This is a genomic window from Actinoplanes flavus, assembly GCF_017592555.1.
Lineage (GTDB): Bacteria > Actinomycetota > Actinomycetes > Mycobacteriales > Micromonosporaceae > Actinoplanes > Actinoplanes flavus.
Map to the genome: position 1 here is coordinate 216,338 of NZ_JAGFNS010000015.1, position 12,020 is coordinate 228,357.

The following is a 12,020-nucleotide window of genomic DNA, read 5'->3' on the forward strand; positions in this document are numbered from 1 at the left end:
ATGGCTCGTTGAACTCAACCCTTGATGTAGGGCTGTCCGTCCGCGGCCGGCGCCCGGACCCGCCCGACCAGACCGGCCACCGCGATCAGCGTCGCCAGGTAGGGCAGCATGTTGAGGAACTGGCTGGGCACCGGGCTGTCGATCGCGCTCAGGTAGGTCGCCAGCTTCTGCGCGAAGCCGAAGAACAGCGCCGCCCCGAACGCCCCGAACGGGGTGAACCGGCCGAAGATCAGCGCGGCCAGGGCGATGAAGCCCGCGCCGGCCGTCATGTTCTTCGTGAAGCTGCCGGTCGCCACGAGCGTGAAGTACGCCCCGCCGATGCCCGCCACCACGCCGCCGAGCAGCACGTTCAGGTAGCGCAGGCCGCGCACCCGGATGCCCACCGTGTCGGCCGCGGTCGGGTGCTCGCCGACCGCCCGGGTACGCAGGCCCCAGCGGGTCCGGTTGAGCCCGAAGTGAATCACCACGACCAGCACGAGCGCGACCCAGACCAGCAGGTTCGCCTCGAAGAGCACCGGCCCGACGACCGGGATGTCGGCCAGGCCCGGGATCCGCCACTCCGGCATCTGCGGCGGCTGGTTGTAGGTCTGCGCGTTGGGCTGCATCAGCCGCTCGTAGAGGAAGCCGGTGATGCCGAGCGCGAAGAGGTTCAGCACGATGCCGACGACCACCTGGTCCACCAGGTAGCGGATCGCCATGACGGCCAGGATGGCCGCGATGATCACGCCGCCGACGGCCGCGCTGAGCAGGCCCGCCCAGACGCTGCCGGCCATCGTGCCGACCAGGGCGCCGGCGAAGGCGCCCATCAGGAACTGGCCCTCGATCGCCACGTTGACCACACCGGTCCGCTCACCCAGCACGCCGGCCAGGGCGCCCAGGATGAGCGGCAGCGCCAGCTCCAGGGTGCCGTCGGTGGTGTCCACCAGCGGCATGAACTCGCCCGCCACCTGCCAGCAGAGGAAGGACAGCAGGAAGGACAGGATGCCGGCCACCAGGAACACGTTGGACCAGCGCTTGAGCAGGCCGGCGAAGAGCACCCCGCCGGCCGCCACGGTGAGCAGCCCGAACAGCACCGCGCCGAACTGGCCGTTGATGGAGAGCGCGGCGCCCGCGGCGTCCTCGCTCAGGGTGAAGCGGGCGTCCTCGCTCGGCGCGAGCGAGCCGAACACCACGGCGGCCAGGCCGCCGATCAGGATCAGGGCCAGGCCCAGGTGGCGCTGCCGGGTCCAGAACGGCTCCGGCGCGGCGACCTCGGCCATCTCCTCCACAGTCGTGGTCGACATGTCCTCAGCCCTTCGCCAGCGAGGCGCCGAGCCCGGTGGCCCGGGAGGCGCGCAGTCGGAAGATCGCCTTCACCAGGGCGGGGGCGGCGATGAACAGGACGATGAGCGCCTGCAACACGGTGACCAGCTCCAGCGAGATGCCGGAGAAGGACTGCATCCGGTTTCCGCCGGCCCGCAGCGCGCCGAACAGCAGCGCGGCGAACAGGGTGCCCCAGGGCCGGTTGCGGCCGAGCAGGGCGACCAGCAGGCCGTCGAAACCGATGTTGCCGGCCACCGACGGGGTCAGCGCGTGCGCGGTGCCCAGGACCTGGGTGGCGCCGCCGAACCCGGCCAGACCACCGGCGACCGCCATCAGCAGCACGTACGTCTTGGCGACGCTGATGCCCGCGGTCTTCGCGGCGTGCGGGTTGGCGCCCACCGCCCGGATCTCGAAGCCGAAGGCCGACTTGTTCAGCAGCCAGGCCACCCCGGCCGTGGTCAGCACGGCCAGGACGATGCCCAGGTGCACCCGGAGGACCCCACCGGGCGACGGCAGCTGGGCGGACTCGGCGACCGCCTTGCTGATCGCGTCACTGCGGCCCGGGGCCTGGATGCCCTGCTGGATGACCAGCCAGGCCAGGAAGAGGCCGGCCGTGTAGTTGAGCATGATCGTGGTGATCACCTCGTGCGCCCCGGTACGCGCCTTGAGCAGGCCGGGGATGAAGCCCCACAGCGCCCCGCCGAGGACGCCGGCGACCACCGCGACGATCAGGTTGAGCACGATCGGCAGGCCGAAGGTGAAGCCGGCGATCCCGGCCGCGATGCAGCCGAGCACCGCCTGGCCCTGCGCGCCGATGTTGAACAGGCCGCCCCGGAACGCGAGCGCCACCGAGAGGCCGGTGAAGACCAGCGGCGCGGCGTAGGTGAGCGTCTCCGAGATCGGGGCGAACGCCTGCTGCCAGGTGGCCTCTCCGGAGAACCAGGCGGAGAACACCGCGGGGTCGCCGATCGCGCCCTTGAGCAGGTCCGCGTAGGCCGTGCTGACCAGCAGCCAGCTCGCCGAGACGGCGTCGCTCGGGCGGGCCGTGAAGTAGGCGAACTTCGCCAGGACGGTGGAGTCCGAGATGATGATCAGGACCGCGCCGATGACCACGGCCATGATCATCGACAGGGCCGTGAGCGTGAAGTTGTTCGCCGACCAGAACCTCTTCACTTCGCCCCCTCCGGCGTGTCGCCGGTGATGCCGGCCATGAGCAGACCGATCTCCTCGCGTGGTGTGTCCGGCGAGACGATGGCCAGGATGCGGCCGCGGTACATCACCGCGATCCGGTCCGCGAGGCCGACCACCTCGTCCAGCTCACTCGAGACCACCAGCACCGCGGTGCCCTGGTCGCGTTCGTGGATGATCCGGCTGTGGATGAACTCGATCGAGCCGACGTCCACACCACGGGTGGGCTGCGACGCGATGAACAGGCGCAGCGGGCGGGACATCTCCCGGGCCACCACGACCTTCTGCTGGTTGCCACCGGACAGGGCGCCGACCAGGCTCGCCGGTGACTGGCACCGGATGTCGAACTGCTCGACGCGGTGCCTGGCGTTGCTCGCCACGGCGCCGCCGTCGATCCGGAAGGCGTTGCCGAACGGGGCCCGGTCGTACATGTCGAGGATCAGGTTCTCCTCGACGGAGAACTCCTTGACCACCCCGTCGTGGCTGCGGTCCTCGGGGACGTAGCCGACACCGGAGCGCAGGATCCGCTTGGTGCTCCGGCCGACCAGGTCCTCGTTCTCCAGGTGGATCGCGCCGGCCCGCACGTCGCGCAGGCCCATCACGGCCTCGACCAGCTCGGTCTGACCGTTGCCCTGGACGCCCGCGATACCGAGCACCTCGCCGGCCCGGACCTCCAGGTCGACCCCGTCGACGGCGCGCACGCCACGGTCGTCGTCGACCACCAGGCCGGAGATCTTGAGGATGCTGTCGCCCGGTTCGGCGGGCGACTTCTCCACCTCGAGGTTCACGGCGCGGCCGACCATCAGGGCGGCCAGCTCCTCCTCGCTGGTGTCCGGGGAGGCGGTCCCGACGACCTGGCCGCGCCGGATCACGGTGATCCGGTCGGCGATCGCCTTGACCTCTTTGAGCTTGTGGGTGATGAAGACGATGGACTTGCCCATGGCGGTGAGCGAGCGCATCACCGTGAGCAGTTCCTCGGTCTCCTGCGGGGTGAGCACCGCGGTCGGCTCGTCCAGGATGAGCAGGTCGACCTCGCGGGTCAGCGCCTTGACGATCTCGACCCGCTGCTGGGCGCCGACCGGCAGGTCCTCGATCAGCGCGTCCGGGTCGACCGGCAGGCCGTACCTCTCGGAGGTCTCGATGACGTCCCGGCGGGACCGGCGGCGGTCCAGCCAGCCGAGCGGGCCGCCGCGCACCTCCTCCGCGCCGAGCGCGATGTTCTCCGCCACGGTGAAGACCGGTACGAGCATGAAGTGCTGGTGCACCATGCCGATGCCGGCCGCGATGGCGTCTCGCGGGCTCTTGAAGACGCGGGGCTCGTCGTCGACGACGATCTGCCCCTCGTCCGGCTGGAGCAGGCCGTACAGCTGGTTCATCAGCGTCGACTTGCCCGCGCCGTTCTCCCCCAGCAGGGCGTGTACCTCGCCGGGTTCGACGGTGATGTCGATGTGGTCGTTGGCCACCAGGTCGCCGAAGCGCTTGGTGATGCCGCGCAGTTCCAGTTTCAGCGGAATCTCCCGGGTTTCGGTGACTGATCCTGGTGGATGGTGGAATGCGAGCCGCCGCTCGGTCACGGGTGGTGCCCGTGACCGCGCGGCGGCCGAATGCTACTACTCGAAGGTCACTTGGGCGCGTTGGCCGACTCGACCTTGACGGTTCCGGCGATGATGTCGGCCTTCAGCTTGTCCAGCTCGGCCTTCAGGGCCGGGTCGACCTTGCTGTCGAAGTCGTGGAACTCGGCCAGCGAGACGCCGTCGTTCTCCAGGGTGCCGAGGTAGCCCGGGCTCGCCGCGAGGGCCTCGCCCTTGGCACCCTTGACGACGGCCTGCTTCACCGCGTCCTCGATGTTCTTGACCACGGTGCTCAGGAACACGTCGCAGTACTGCGCGGCGCTGGTGCAGCCGTCCTGGTCGACCCAGATGACCGCGAGCTTGCCGTTGGAGTCCTTGGCGACCTGCGCGGTGCCCAGGCCGGTGCCACCGGCGACCGGCATGATCACGTCAGCACCCTGGCCGACCAGGGTGTCGGCGATGCTCTTGCCCTTGCTCTGGTCGATGAAGCTGTCGGCGAAGCTGCCGTTCTGGGCGGCCTTGTCCCAGCCGAGGACCTTGACGTCCTTGCCCTTGGCCTTGTTGTACTGGGCCACACCGTCGGCGAAGCCGTCCATGAAGATGGTCACCGGCGGGATCTTCATGCCGCCGTAGGTGGCCACCTTGCCCGACTTCGAGTAGCCCGCGGCCAGGTAGCCGGCGAGGAACGCCGCCTGGTGGGTCGCGAACTGCATCGGGTAGACGTTGGTGTTGCCGCTGGAGCTGTCCACGATGCCGAACTGCGACTTCGGGCTGTCCTTGGCCACCTTCGTGGTCACGTCGCCCATCAGGCCGCCGACCGCGAGGATGAAGTTGCAGCCCTGGCTCACGAAGCCACGCAGGCCCGGCTCGTAGTCGGCCTCGGAGGAGGACGCCACGTACTTCGGGTCGACGTTGGGGGCCTCGGTCTTGGCGGCCTGGAGACCGGCCCACGCCGACGCGTTGAACGACTTGTCGTCGATACCGCCGAGGTCGGTGACCATGCAGGCCTTGTAGGCGGCTGCCGCGGCCGTGCTGGAGCCGGTCGAGCCGCTCTCCTCCGGGGCCTCGCCGCAAGCGGCGGCAGCGAGCGTCAGCCCACCTGCCGCGAGAATCGCCACGATCCGCTTCCCACGTACTGGGCGCAAGACGCCCTCCTTCCGCTGCACACCGAGGTTCCTGTATCTCGGGTGAATCTCAGGTCGGGAGCGTATCCCCGGGCCCTCACCCCGTCAGGACATCGGTACGGACTGTTGGCGCACCGTTATAGCTCCGCAATCACCGCGCCCGTGAGCCGTTCCTTTCGGCTGGATCAGGAGGGAATTGCGCCTCTACCAGGAAACAGGGAGTTAATCTGCGGCCCGCCGCCAGGCCTTGACACCGAGCACGCCCACCCCTGTCCCGATCGCCAGCGAGGCGGCGATCAGCAGCGCGTGCACCCACAGGAACGAGGTCGGCGCGCCGTCGGCGAACGACCGTTCGTCCTTCCAGATGGCCAGCCCGAAACGCGGCCAGATCAGCCAGGTCCACACGCCGACCGCGACCAGGAACGCCGCCCACCGCTTGTTGATCACCACGGGACGAGTATCTCAACCGGTCAGACGCGCCGCGATCCGCCGCCATCCGGCCAGCACCTCGGCCGGCTCCGGCGGGTCGCCCGGCTGCTCCCGCGCCAGCTGAGGCGGGAAGTCCTCCTCGTCACGGGTACGCGCGGCCTCGATCTCCGCACGGATCGCGTCCACCCCGTCCAGCGGCAGCAGCGGCTCGACCACGGCCATCAGATCGTCGTCGGCCACCACGGCACGGGCCAGGGCCAGGGCGTGGGCGTGCTCGTACGGCCCGCAGACCACCGGTTCCCAGTCCTCCAGGTCGCCGAGCGAACCGATGGTGATGACCCACGGGCGATCGACGATCGGCGAACCGGGCGGCAGGTGCAACGTCACGAGTGTCCCCACCGGCCCATCATCGCGGGCGGGAGTGGCGAATCCAGGTGTTTTGCCCCACCGGGGCAGTCTTGTCGTCAGCCGACAGATCGACCACCCGGCCGTGCGGGCTGGTCGCCGCCCAGGCCGCCCCGAAGAGCAGCAGCTGGTTGAAGACATAGAGGTAGACCAGCGCGCCGACGGCCGAGCCGACCAGGCCGTACGCCGGATTGCGCTCGACCAGGGCGACGAACGACTTGCCCACCGTGTTGAGCAGCATGATCCCGATGCCGACCTGGAGCACCGGCGGCGTCATCCGGCGGGCGGTCATCCGCAGCCGGGGCACCGCGGCCAGCAGCGCCGCCGCCAGCAGCATGTTGACCGCCAGGGTGAGGGCCCAGCTGACGATCGACAGCAGGGTGGTGAAACCGTCGCCGGCCAGCCAGTGCAGCAGCCGCTCCAGCCCGTACACGGCGAGTTGGGAGAGGGCCAGCAACAGCAGCATGCCGATCAGCACGAGCAGGTCGACGACCTGGCGTACGCCGATGTAGCCGGGCTGCTCGCGCAACTGCCAGATGAGCCGCTGCGAGGACCGGATCGACTCGACCCAGCCGATGCCGGTGAAGGTCAGGCCGACCAGGCCCACGATGCCGACCGTCTTCTTGCTCTCCAGGATCGCCTGCACGTCGAGGAAGGGCAGGTTGTTGGCGAGGAAGTCGCGCATCAGGTCGAGCAGCTCACCGTTGTTGGTGAGCAGGAAGCCGAAGACCGAGTACCCGATCAGCAGCAGGGCGAAGACCGCGAAGAACCCGTAGTAGGCGATCGCCGCGGCCAGCCGGCCACCCTGGACGCTCTCATAGCGCAGGATGGCCCGGCACAGATGATCGAAGTACGGCGATCGGTACCGCACCGCGGTGATCCGGGCCGTGGTCGCGTCGTAGGCCCGGTCGATCGGATTCACCGGCAGACCGTAACCGACCGGTCAACGTCCGAGCGGGAAGTCTCGCCGGGGCCGCCACGGGCCCTCGCCGCCGTGCGAGAAGAGCGTGAACGAGGCGACCTCGAACCGGGCCGAGAAGCCGGCCAGGTCCTCGAACACCGCGTCCAGCGCATCGGCCGGCACGTCCTGCGCCACGGTGACGTGCGGGTGGTACGGGAACCGGGTGTCCCGTCGCACGTCCTCCGACCGGGTGATCGCCTCGGCCAGCAACTCGCACTCGCTGATGCCCTGCGCCAGCGCCACGAACACCACGTCGGTGACCGGCCGGAACGTGCCGGTCCCGCGCAGGTGGACGGTGAACGCCGGCTGCGCCGAGGCGATCTCCTCCAGGTGCTTCTCGATCGCCGGCAGCGCGTCGGCGGCCACCTCGGTGGGCCCGAGGAGGGTGACGTGCGCCGGCGTCCAGGCGGCCTGCGGGTCGCCGGCCTCGGCACGCCGGCGGGTCAGCGCCGAACCCCAGGGTTCGGGGATGTCGATGGCGACACCGATGCGGGTGATGGCCGGGTCGGACACCGGGTCAGGCCCCGCGCACGGGGCTGAGGAAACCCACGTTCCGGTACGCCGTGGCGAGCGTGGCGGCGGACACCGCCCGTGCCTTCTCCGCCCCGACCGCCAGGACCTTGTCGAGCTGGGCCGGGTCGTCGAGGTAGAGCCGGGTGCGCTCCTGGATCGGCTTGACGAACGCGACCAGCACCTCGGCGAGGTCCTTCTTGAGGTCGCCGTAGCCGCGTCCCTCGTACGCCTCCAGCAGCTCGTCGATCGCCCGGTTGGTGAGGGCCGCGTAGATGGTCAGCAGGTTGCTGATGCCGGGCTTGTTCACCTCGTCGTACAGGATCTCCCGCCCGGTGTCGGTGACCGCCGACTTGATCTTCTTGGCCGAGCGGGCCGGGTCCTCCAGCAGCTCGATGAGACCGTTCGGCGAGGAGGCCGACTTCGACATCTTGATCGTCGGGTCCTGGAGGTCGGTGATCTTCGCGGTGTCCTTCACGATGTACGCCGAGGGCACGTTGAACGTCTTGCCGAACCGGGTGTTGAAGCGCTGCGCCAGGTCGCGGGTCAGCTCCAGGTGCTGCCGCTGGTCCTCGCCGACCGGCACCTGGTCGGCCTGGTAGAGCAGGATGTCGGCGGCCTGGAGGATCGGGTAGGTGAACAGCCCGACGGTGGTGCTGTCCTGCCCGGCCTTGGCCGACTTGTCCTTGAACTGGACCATCCGGCCGGCCTCGCCGAACCCGGTGATGCAGCTCAGCACCCAGCCGAGCTGCGCGTGCTCGGGCACGTGGGACTGCACGAAGAGGGTGCAGCGCTCCGGGTCGAGACCGACCGCGAGCAGCTGAGCGGCGGAGATCCGGCTACGGTTACGAAGAGTCTCCGGATCGTGGCCCATGGTGATCGCGTGCAGGTCGACGACACAGTAGAAGGCGTCGTGCGTGTCCTGCATCGACACCCAGTTGCGCACCGCGCCCAGGTAGTTGCCGAGATGGAAGGAATCGGCGGTCGGCTGAATGCCGGAAAGCACACGCGGGCGGCGGGCAACGTCGGACATGGCCGCCATTGTGTCAGCACCGGGCCTCGAACCGCGAATCCTCTCACCGGGTGGCACCGATGTTCGAACCTGTTGACCTATGAGCGATTCTGGGGAATTCTATGATCGTCTGACTACGGAAAGGGCCTGAGTCGTGAAATTGCTCGTCACCGGAGGCGCCGGATACGTGGGCAGTGTGACCAGCAGGCTACTGCTGGACGCGGGCCACGAGGTCGTCGTGCTGGACAGTCTGCGGACCGGTTTCCGGCAGGCGGTCGCCCCCGACGCCACCTTCGTGGAGGCGGACATCGCCGACGCCGCCCGGGTGCTCACCCCGGACGCCGGCTTCGACGCCGTCCTGCACTTCGCCGGCCTGATCGCGGCCGGTGAGTCGATGGCCAAGCCGGAGCTGTACTGGCACGAGAACATGGTGAAGTCGCTGGCCCTGCTGGACGCGGTGCGCGCCGCACGGGTGCCGCGGTTCATCTTCTCGTCCACCGCGGCGGTCTACGGCAACCCGGTCGAGCTGCCCATCACCGAGTCCGCGATCAAGGCGCCGACCAGCACGTACGGCTCCACCAAACTGGCCTTCGACCTGGCGCTGACCTCGGAGACGTTCGCGCACGGCCTGGCCGCCGTGTCGCTGCGCTACTTCAACGTGGCGGGGGCGTACATCAGCGACGGCCACGAGATCGGCGAACGGCACGACCCGGAGACCCACCTCATCCCGATCACCCTTCAGGTGGCCGCCGGGAAGCGCGAGAAGCTCCAGCTGTTCGGCGACGACTACCCCACCGCCGACGGGACGTGCGTGCGCGACTACATCCACGTCGAGGACCTGGCCCGGGCCCACCTGCTGGCGCTGGACGCGACGGTCGCCGGCGAGCACCGGATCTACAACCTGGGCAACGGCAACGGGTTCTCCAACCGGCAGGTCGTCGAGGCGGCCCGCGAGGTCACCGGTGCGGCCATCCCGGTCGAGATCGCCCCGCGGCGCGACGGCGATCCGGCCACCCTGGTCGCCTCCTCGGCCCGGGCCCGCGACGAACTGGGCTGGACGCCGCGCAAGAACACCCTGGCCGACATGATCGGCGACGCCTGGACCTTCTACCGGAAGCACGTGGCATGAGCGGACCGACGATCCCCGGGGCCGCCACGGCGGCCTTCACCGAGGCGTACGGGACCGAGCCGGCCGGGCTGTGGGCGGCGCCCGGCCGGGTCAACCTGATCGGCGAGCACACCGACTACAACGACGGCTTCGTGCTGCCCTTCGCGCTGCCGCAGCGCACCGTGGCGGCGGTCGGCCCGGCGCCGGACGGCCGCTGGTCGGTCTGTTCCACGCTGGCCCCCGATCCGGTGACCTTCGGGGTCACCGAACCGGGTGAGGTCACCGGCTGGGGCGCGTACGTCGCCGGGGTGGTCTGGGCGCTGCGGGACGCCGGCTTCGAGGTGCCACCGGTCCGGATCGCCCTCGCCTCGGACGTGCCGCTCGGCTCCGGGCTGTCCTCGTCGGCCGCGCTCGAGTCGGCCGTGCTGACCGCCCTGATCGACCTGGGCGGGCTGGACGTGCCGCTGGAGCGCCGGCCGGCCCTCGCCCAGCGCGCCGAGAACGTGTACGTCGGCGCCCCCACCGGCATCCTCGACCAGTCCGCGTCGATCCGCTGCCGGAAGGATCGGGCTCTGTTCCTGGACTGCCGCAGCTACCGGATCGAGCAGATCCCGTTCGACCTGGCCGCCGAGGGCCTGGCCATCCTGGTGATCAACAGCAACGCGCCGCACCAGCACGTCGACGGCGAGTACGGCGAACGCCGCAAGAGCTGTGAGGCGGCGGCCGCGGCCCTCGGGGTGCCCGCCCTGCGCGACGTGTCCACCGCGGAACTGGACGGCGCCCTGCGGCGGCTGGACGACGACGTGCTGCGCCGCCGGGCCCGGCACATCGTCACCGAGAACCAGCGCGTGCTGGACACCGTCTCGCTGCTGCGGTCCGGCCGGGTCCGCGAGATCGGGCCGCTGCTGACCGCCTCGCACGCCTCGATGCGCGACGACTTCGAGATCACCGTGGACCAGGTGGACGTCGCCGTACAGTCGGCTCTGGAGGCCGGGGCGTACGGCGCCCGGATGACCGGCGGTGGCTTCGGCGGCTGCGTCCTGGCCCTGATCGACGCCGACCGTGCCGAGGCGACGGCGGCCGCGGTCGCCAGCGCGTACCAGAAACGGGGTTTCACCGCGCCCACCAGCTGGGTCGCGGTGGCCGGCCCGGGCGCCGCCCGGCTCTGACGCTTCGGCCGTCCCGCGGCGGGTATCCGGTTCCCATGACCACCGAACCGAACCCGCCGCAGGATCAGCCCAACGAGTTCGGCTTCGCCGGGGCGGCGACCGCCCCGCAGCCGGAGCCGTCCACGCCGGAGCCGGACGCCGAGCGCATCGCCGTGCCGGCCGACGATCTCACCGCCCCCATCACCCGGGCCCTCGACGAGGCGGTCCACGGTGACGAGGATTGAGCCGATCGGGGGGTCACGTCGGCCTTTCGCCTGATCACCCGCACGAGCGAGACCAGGGGCTCGGTGATCGGGCACGGGACTATCGTGTCCGGCATGGGGGTCAGCCCACCGTATCTTCGCGGTGACACCGAGCAAGGTGTCACCGTCAGCGTCGACTCCACGGAGGACGCCGCGGTCTCCCTCCTGACCGTCCGCGGACCGTGGAACGCGCAGCTGCGCTGGACCGCGTCGACGACGCTCCGCCGGTGTTTCACCGACCAGCCGGACGGGCTCATCGTGGACCTGTCCGGGCTGCTCGACCCGCACAGCGAGAGCGCCTCGACCTGGATGACGGCCCGCCGGCTGGCGGCCGGCCTGCAACCGCCGGTGCATCTGGCCCTCTGTGTGCCCCCGGAGCTGCCGCTCGCCGACCGCATGCAGGGTCTGGGCGCCGGGCGCTACCTGCCGGTCTACGCCAGGATCGGCCAGGCCCGGGTGGCTCTGGCCGGCCGGATCCCCGGCGACGAACGGCTGAGCGCCACGCTACGGCCCGATCCGGACGCCCCCAGCGTGGCCCGCAACCTGGTGAGCGACGCCTGCCTGGGCTGGGGTCTGGTGGAGCTGCTGCATCCCAGCCGGCTGGTCATGTCCGAGCTGGTGACGAACGCGGTGGAGCACGCCGGCACCGACATCCGGGTGGTGGTGAGCCGCCGGGGCGCCGGGGTGCATCTGTCGGTGGCCGACGGCGACCCGCGCCTGCCCCGGCTGCTCCGCCCCTCCTCGCCGCGCCCGGACCTGCCGCTCGACGAGCGGGGTCGCGGGCTGCGGACGGTTCAGGTGACCGCCGCCCAGTGGGGCTCCCTGCCGACCGAGGCGGGCAAGGTCGTCTGGGCGACGGTCCGGCTCAGCGAGCCTCGATGATCATTCCGGCGCCGACCGTGCGGTTGGTGCTCTCGTCGATCAGGATGAAGCCACCGGTGGTCCGGTTGCGGCGGTACTCGTCGGCCAGCAGCGGCACGGTGGTGCGCAGCTTGACCC

Annotated in this window: 14 protein-coding genes; 4 read left to right on the top strand and 10 right to left on the bottom strand. The window is 70.4% G+C overall.

Annotation, left to right across the window (positions count from 1 at the left end):
• Positions 1-14: 14 nt before the first annotated feature.
• The 9 genes from J5X75_RS23575 to trpS form a co-directional block, all read right to left on the bottom strand.
• Positions 15-1,283: an ABC transporter permease gene (locus J5X75_RS23575; protein WP_208469665.1), complete on the bottom strand. Its 1,269-nt coding sequence runs from the start codon at positions 1,281-1,283 to the stop codon at positions 15-17.
• 4 nt (positions 1,284-1,287) lie between these two features.
• On the bottom strand, positions 1,288-2,475 hold the full coding sequence (locus J5X75_RS23580; RefSeq protein ID WP_208469666.1) for an ABC transporter permease: 1,188 nt from the start codon (positions 2,473-2,475) through the stop codon (positions 1,288-1,290).
• A complete protein-coding gene (locus J5X75_RS23585) occupies positions 2,472-4,064 on the bottom strand; it encodes an ABC transporter ATP-binding protein (RefSeq protein WP_307798221.1) in 1,593 nt (530 codons plus the stop codon). The genes J5X75_RS23580 and J5X75_RS23585 overlap by 4 nt, the downstream gene beginning before the upstream one ends.
• Before the next feature lie 47 nt (positions 4,065-4,111).
• Positions 4,112-5,206, bottom strand: coding sequence for a BMP family lipoprotein (locus tag J5X75_RS23590; protein ID WP_208469667.1), 1,095 nt, complete (start codon positions 5,204-5,206; stop codon positions 4,112-4,114).
• Positions 5,207-5,407: 201 nt separating this feature from the next.
• Positions 5,408-5,635 carry an SCO4848 family membrane protein gene (locus J5X75_RS23595; protein ID WP_208469668.1) on the bottom strand — a complete coding sequence of 76 codons (228 nt, stop codon included), beginning with the start codon at positions 5,633-5,635 and terminating at the stop codon, positions 5,408-5,410.
• A gap of 12 nt (positions 5,636-5,647) precedes the next feature.
• The gene (locus tag J5X75_RS23600; protein ID WP_208469669.1) at positions 5,648-6,013 is read right to left on the bottom strand and encodes a hypothetical protein; all 366 of its coding nucleotides are present in this window, start codon (positions 6,011-6,013) and stop codon (positions 5,648-5,650) included.
• A gap of 7 nt (positions 6,014-6,020) precedes the next feature.
• Entirely contained in the window at positions 6,021-6,941 is a 921-nt protein-coding gene (locus J5X75_RS23605) for a YihY/virulence factor BrkB family protein (protein ID WP_208469670.1), read from the bottom strand.
• A gap of 21 nt (positions 6,942-6,962) precedes the next feature.
• Positions 6,963-7,493: a 2'-5' RNA ligase family protein gene (locus tag J5X75_RS23610; RefSeq protein WP_208469671.1), complete on the bottom strand. Its 531-nt coding sequence runs from the start codon at positions 7,491-7,493 to the stop codon at positions 6,963-6,965.
• A gap of 4 nt (positions 7,494-7,497) precedes the next feature.
• Positions 7,498-8,523 carry a tryptophan--tRNA ligase gene (gene trpS / locus J5X75_RS23615; protein ID WP_208469672.1) on the bottom strand — a complete coding sequence of 342 codons (1,026 nt, stop codon included), beginning with the start codon at positions 8,521-8,523 and terminating at the stop codon, positions 7,498-7,500.
• Positions 8,524-8,656: 133 nt separating this feature from the next.
• Between trpS and galE the strand changes: the two genes are divergently transcribed.
• The 4 genes from galE to J5X75_RS23635 all read left to right on the top strand — a co-directional run bounded on the left by galE (position 8,657) and on the right by J5X75_RS23635 (position 11,903).
• Complete coding sequence (gene galE, locus J5X75_RS23620; RefSeq protein WP_208469673.1) at positions 8,657-9,631, top strand: UDP-glucose 4-epimerase GalE; 975 nt, start codon at positions 8,657-8,659, stop codon at positions 9,629-9,631.
• Positions 9,628-10,779, top strand: coding sequence for a galactokinase (gene galK, locus J5X75_RS23625; RefSeq protein ID WP_208469674.1), 1,152 nt, complete (start codon positions 9,628-9,630; stop codon positions 10,777-10,779). The genes galE and galK overlap by 4 nt, the downstream gene beginning before the upstream one ends.
• 35 nt (positions 10,780-10,814) lie before the next feature.
• A complete protein-coding gene (locus tag J5X75_RS23630; RefSeq protein WP_208469675.1) occupies positions 10,815-11,003 on the top strand; it encodes a hypothetical protein in 189 nt (62 codons plus the stop codon).
• Between the two features lie 93 nt (positions 11,004-11,096).
• Entirely contained in the window at positions 11,097-11,903 is an 807-nt protein-coding gene (locus tag J5X75_RS23635) for an ATP-binding protein (RefSeq protein WP_208469676.1), read from the top strand.
• Here the strand turns inward: J5X75_RS23635 and J5X75_RS23640 are convergent.
• Positions 11,887-12,020, bottom strand: a 134-nt coding sequence (locus J5X75_RS23640; protein ID WP_443607214.1) for an elongation factor 1-alpha C-terminal domain-related protein, incomplete at its 5' end; no start/stop codon positions are given. The two genes, J5X75_RS23635 and J5X75_RS23640, sit on opposite strands and share 17 nt — an antisense overlap.

What these genes read in the sequence shown, in the direction of transcription:
- J5X75_RS23575 (WP_208469665.1), bottom strand. Translation starts at nt 1,283, where the DNA reads ATGTCGACCACGACTGTGGAGGAGATGGCCGAGGTCGCCGCGCCGGAG.
- trpS (WP_208469672.1), bottom strand. Translation starts at nt 8,523, where the DNA reads ATGTCCGACGTTGCCCGCCGCCCGCGTGTGCTTTCCGGCATTCAGCCG.
- galK (WP_208469674.1), top strand. Translation starts at nt 9,628, where the DNA reads ATGAGCGGACCGACGATCCCCGGGGCCGCCACGGCGGCCTTCACCGAG.
- J5X75_RS23630 (WP_208469675.1), top strand. Translation starts at nt 10,815, where the DNA reads ATGACCACCGAACCGAACCCGCCGCAGGATCAGCCCAACGAGTTCGGC.
- J5X75_RS23635 (WP_208469676.1), top strand. Translation starts at nt 11,097, where the DNA reads ATGGGGGTCAGCCCACCGTATCTTCGCGGTGACACCGAGCAAGGTGTC.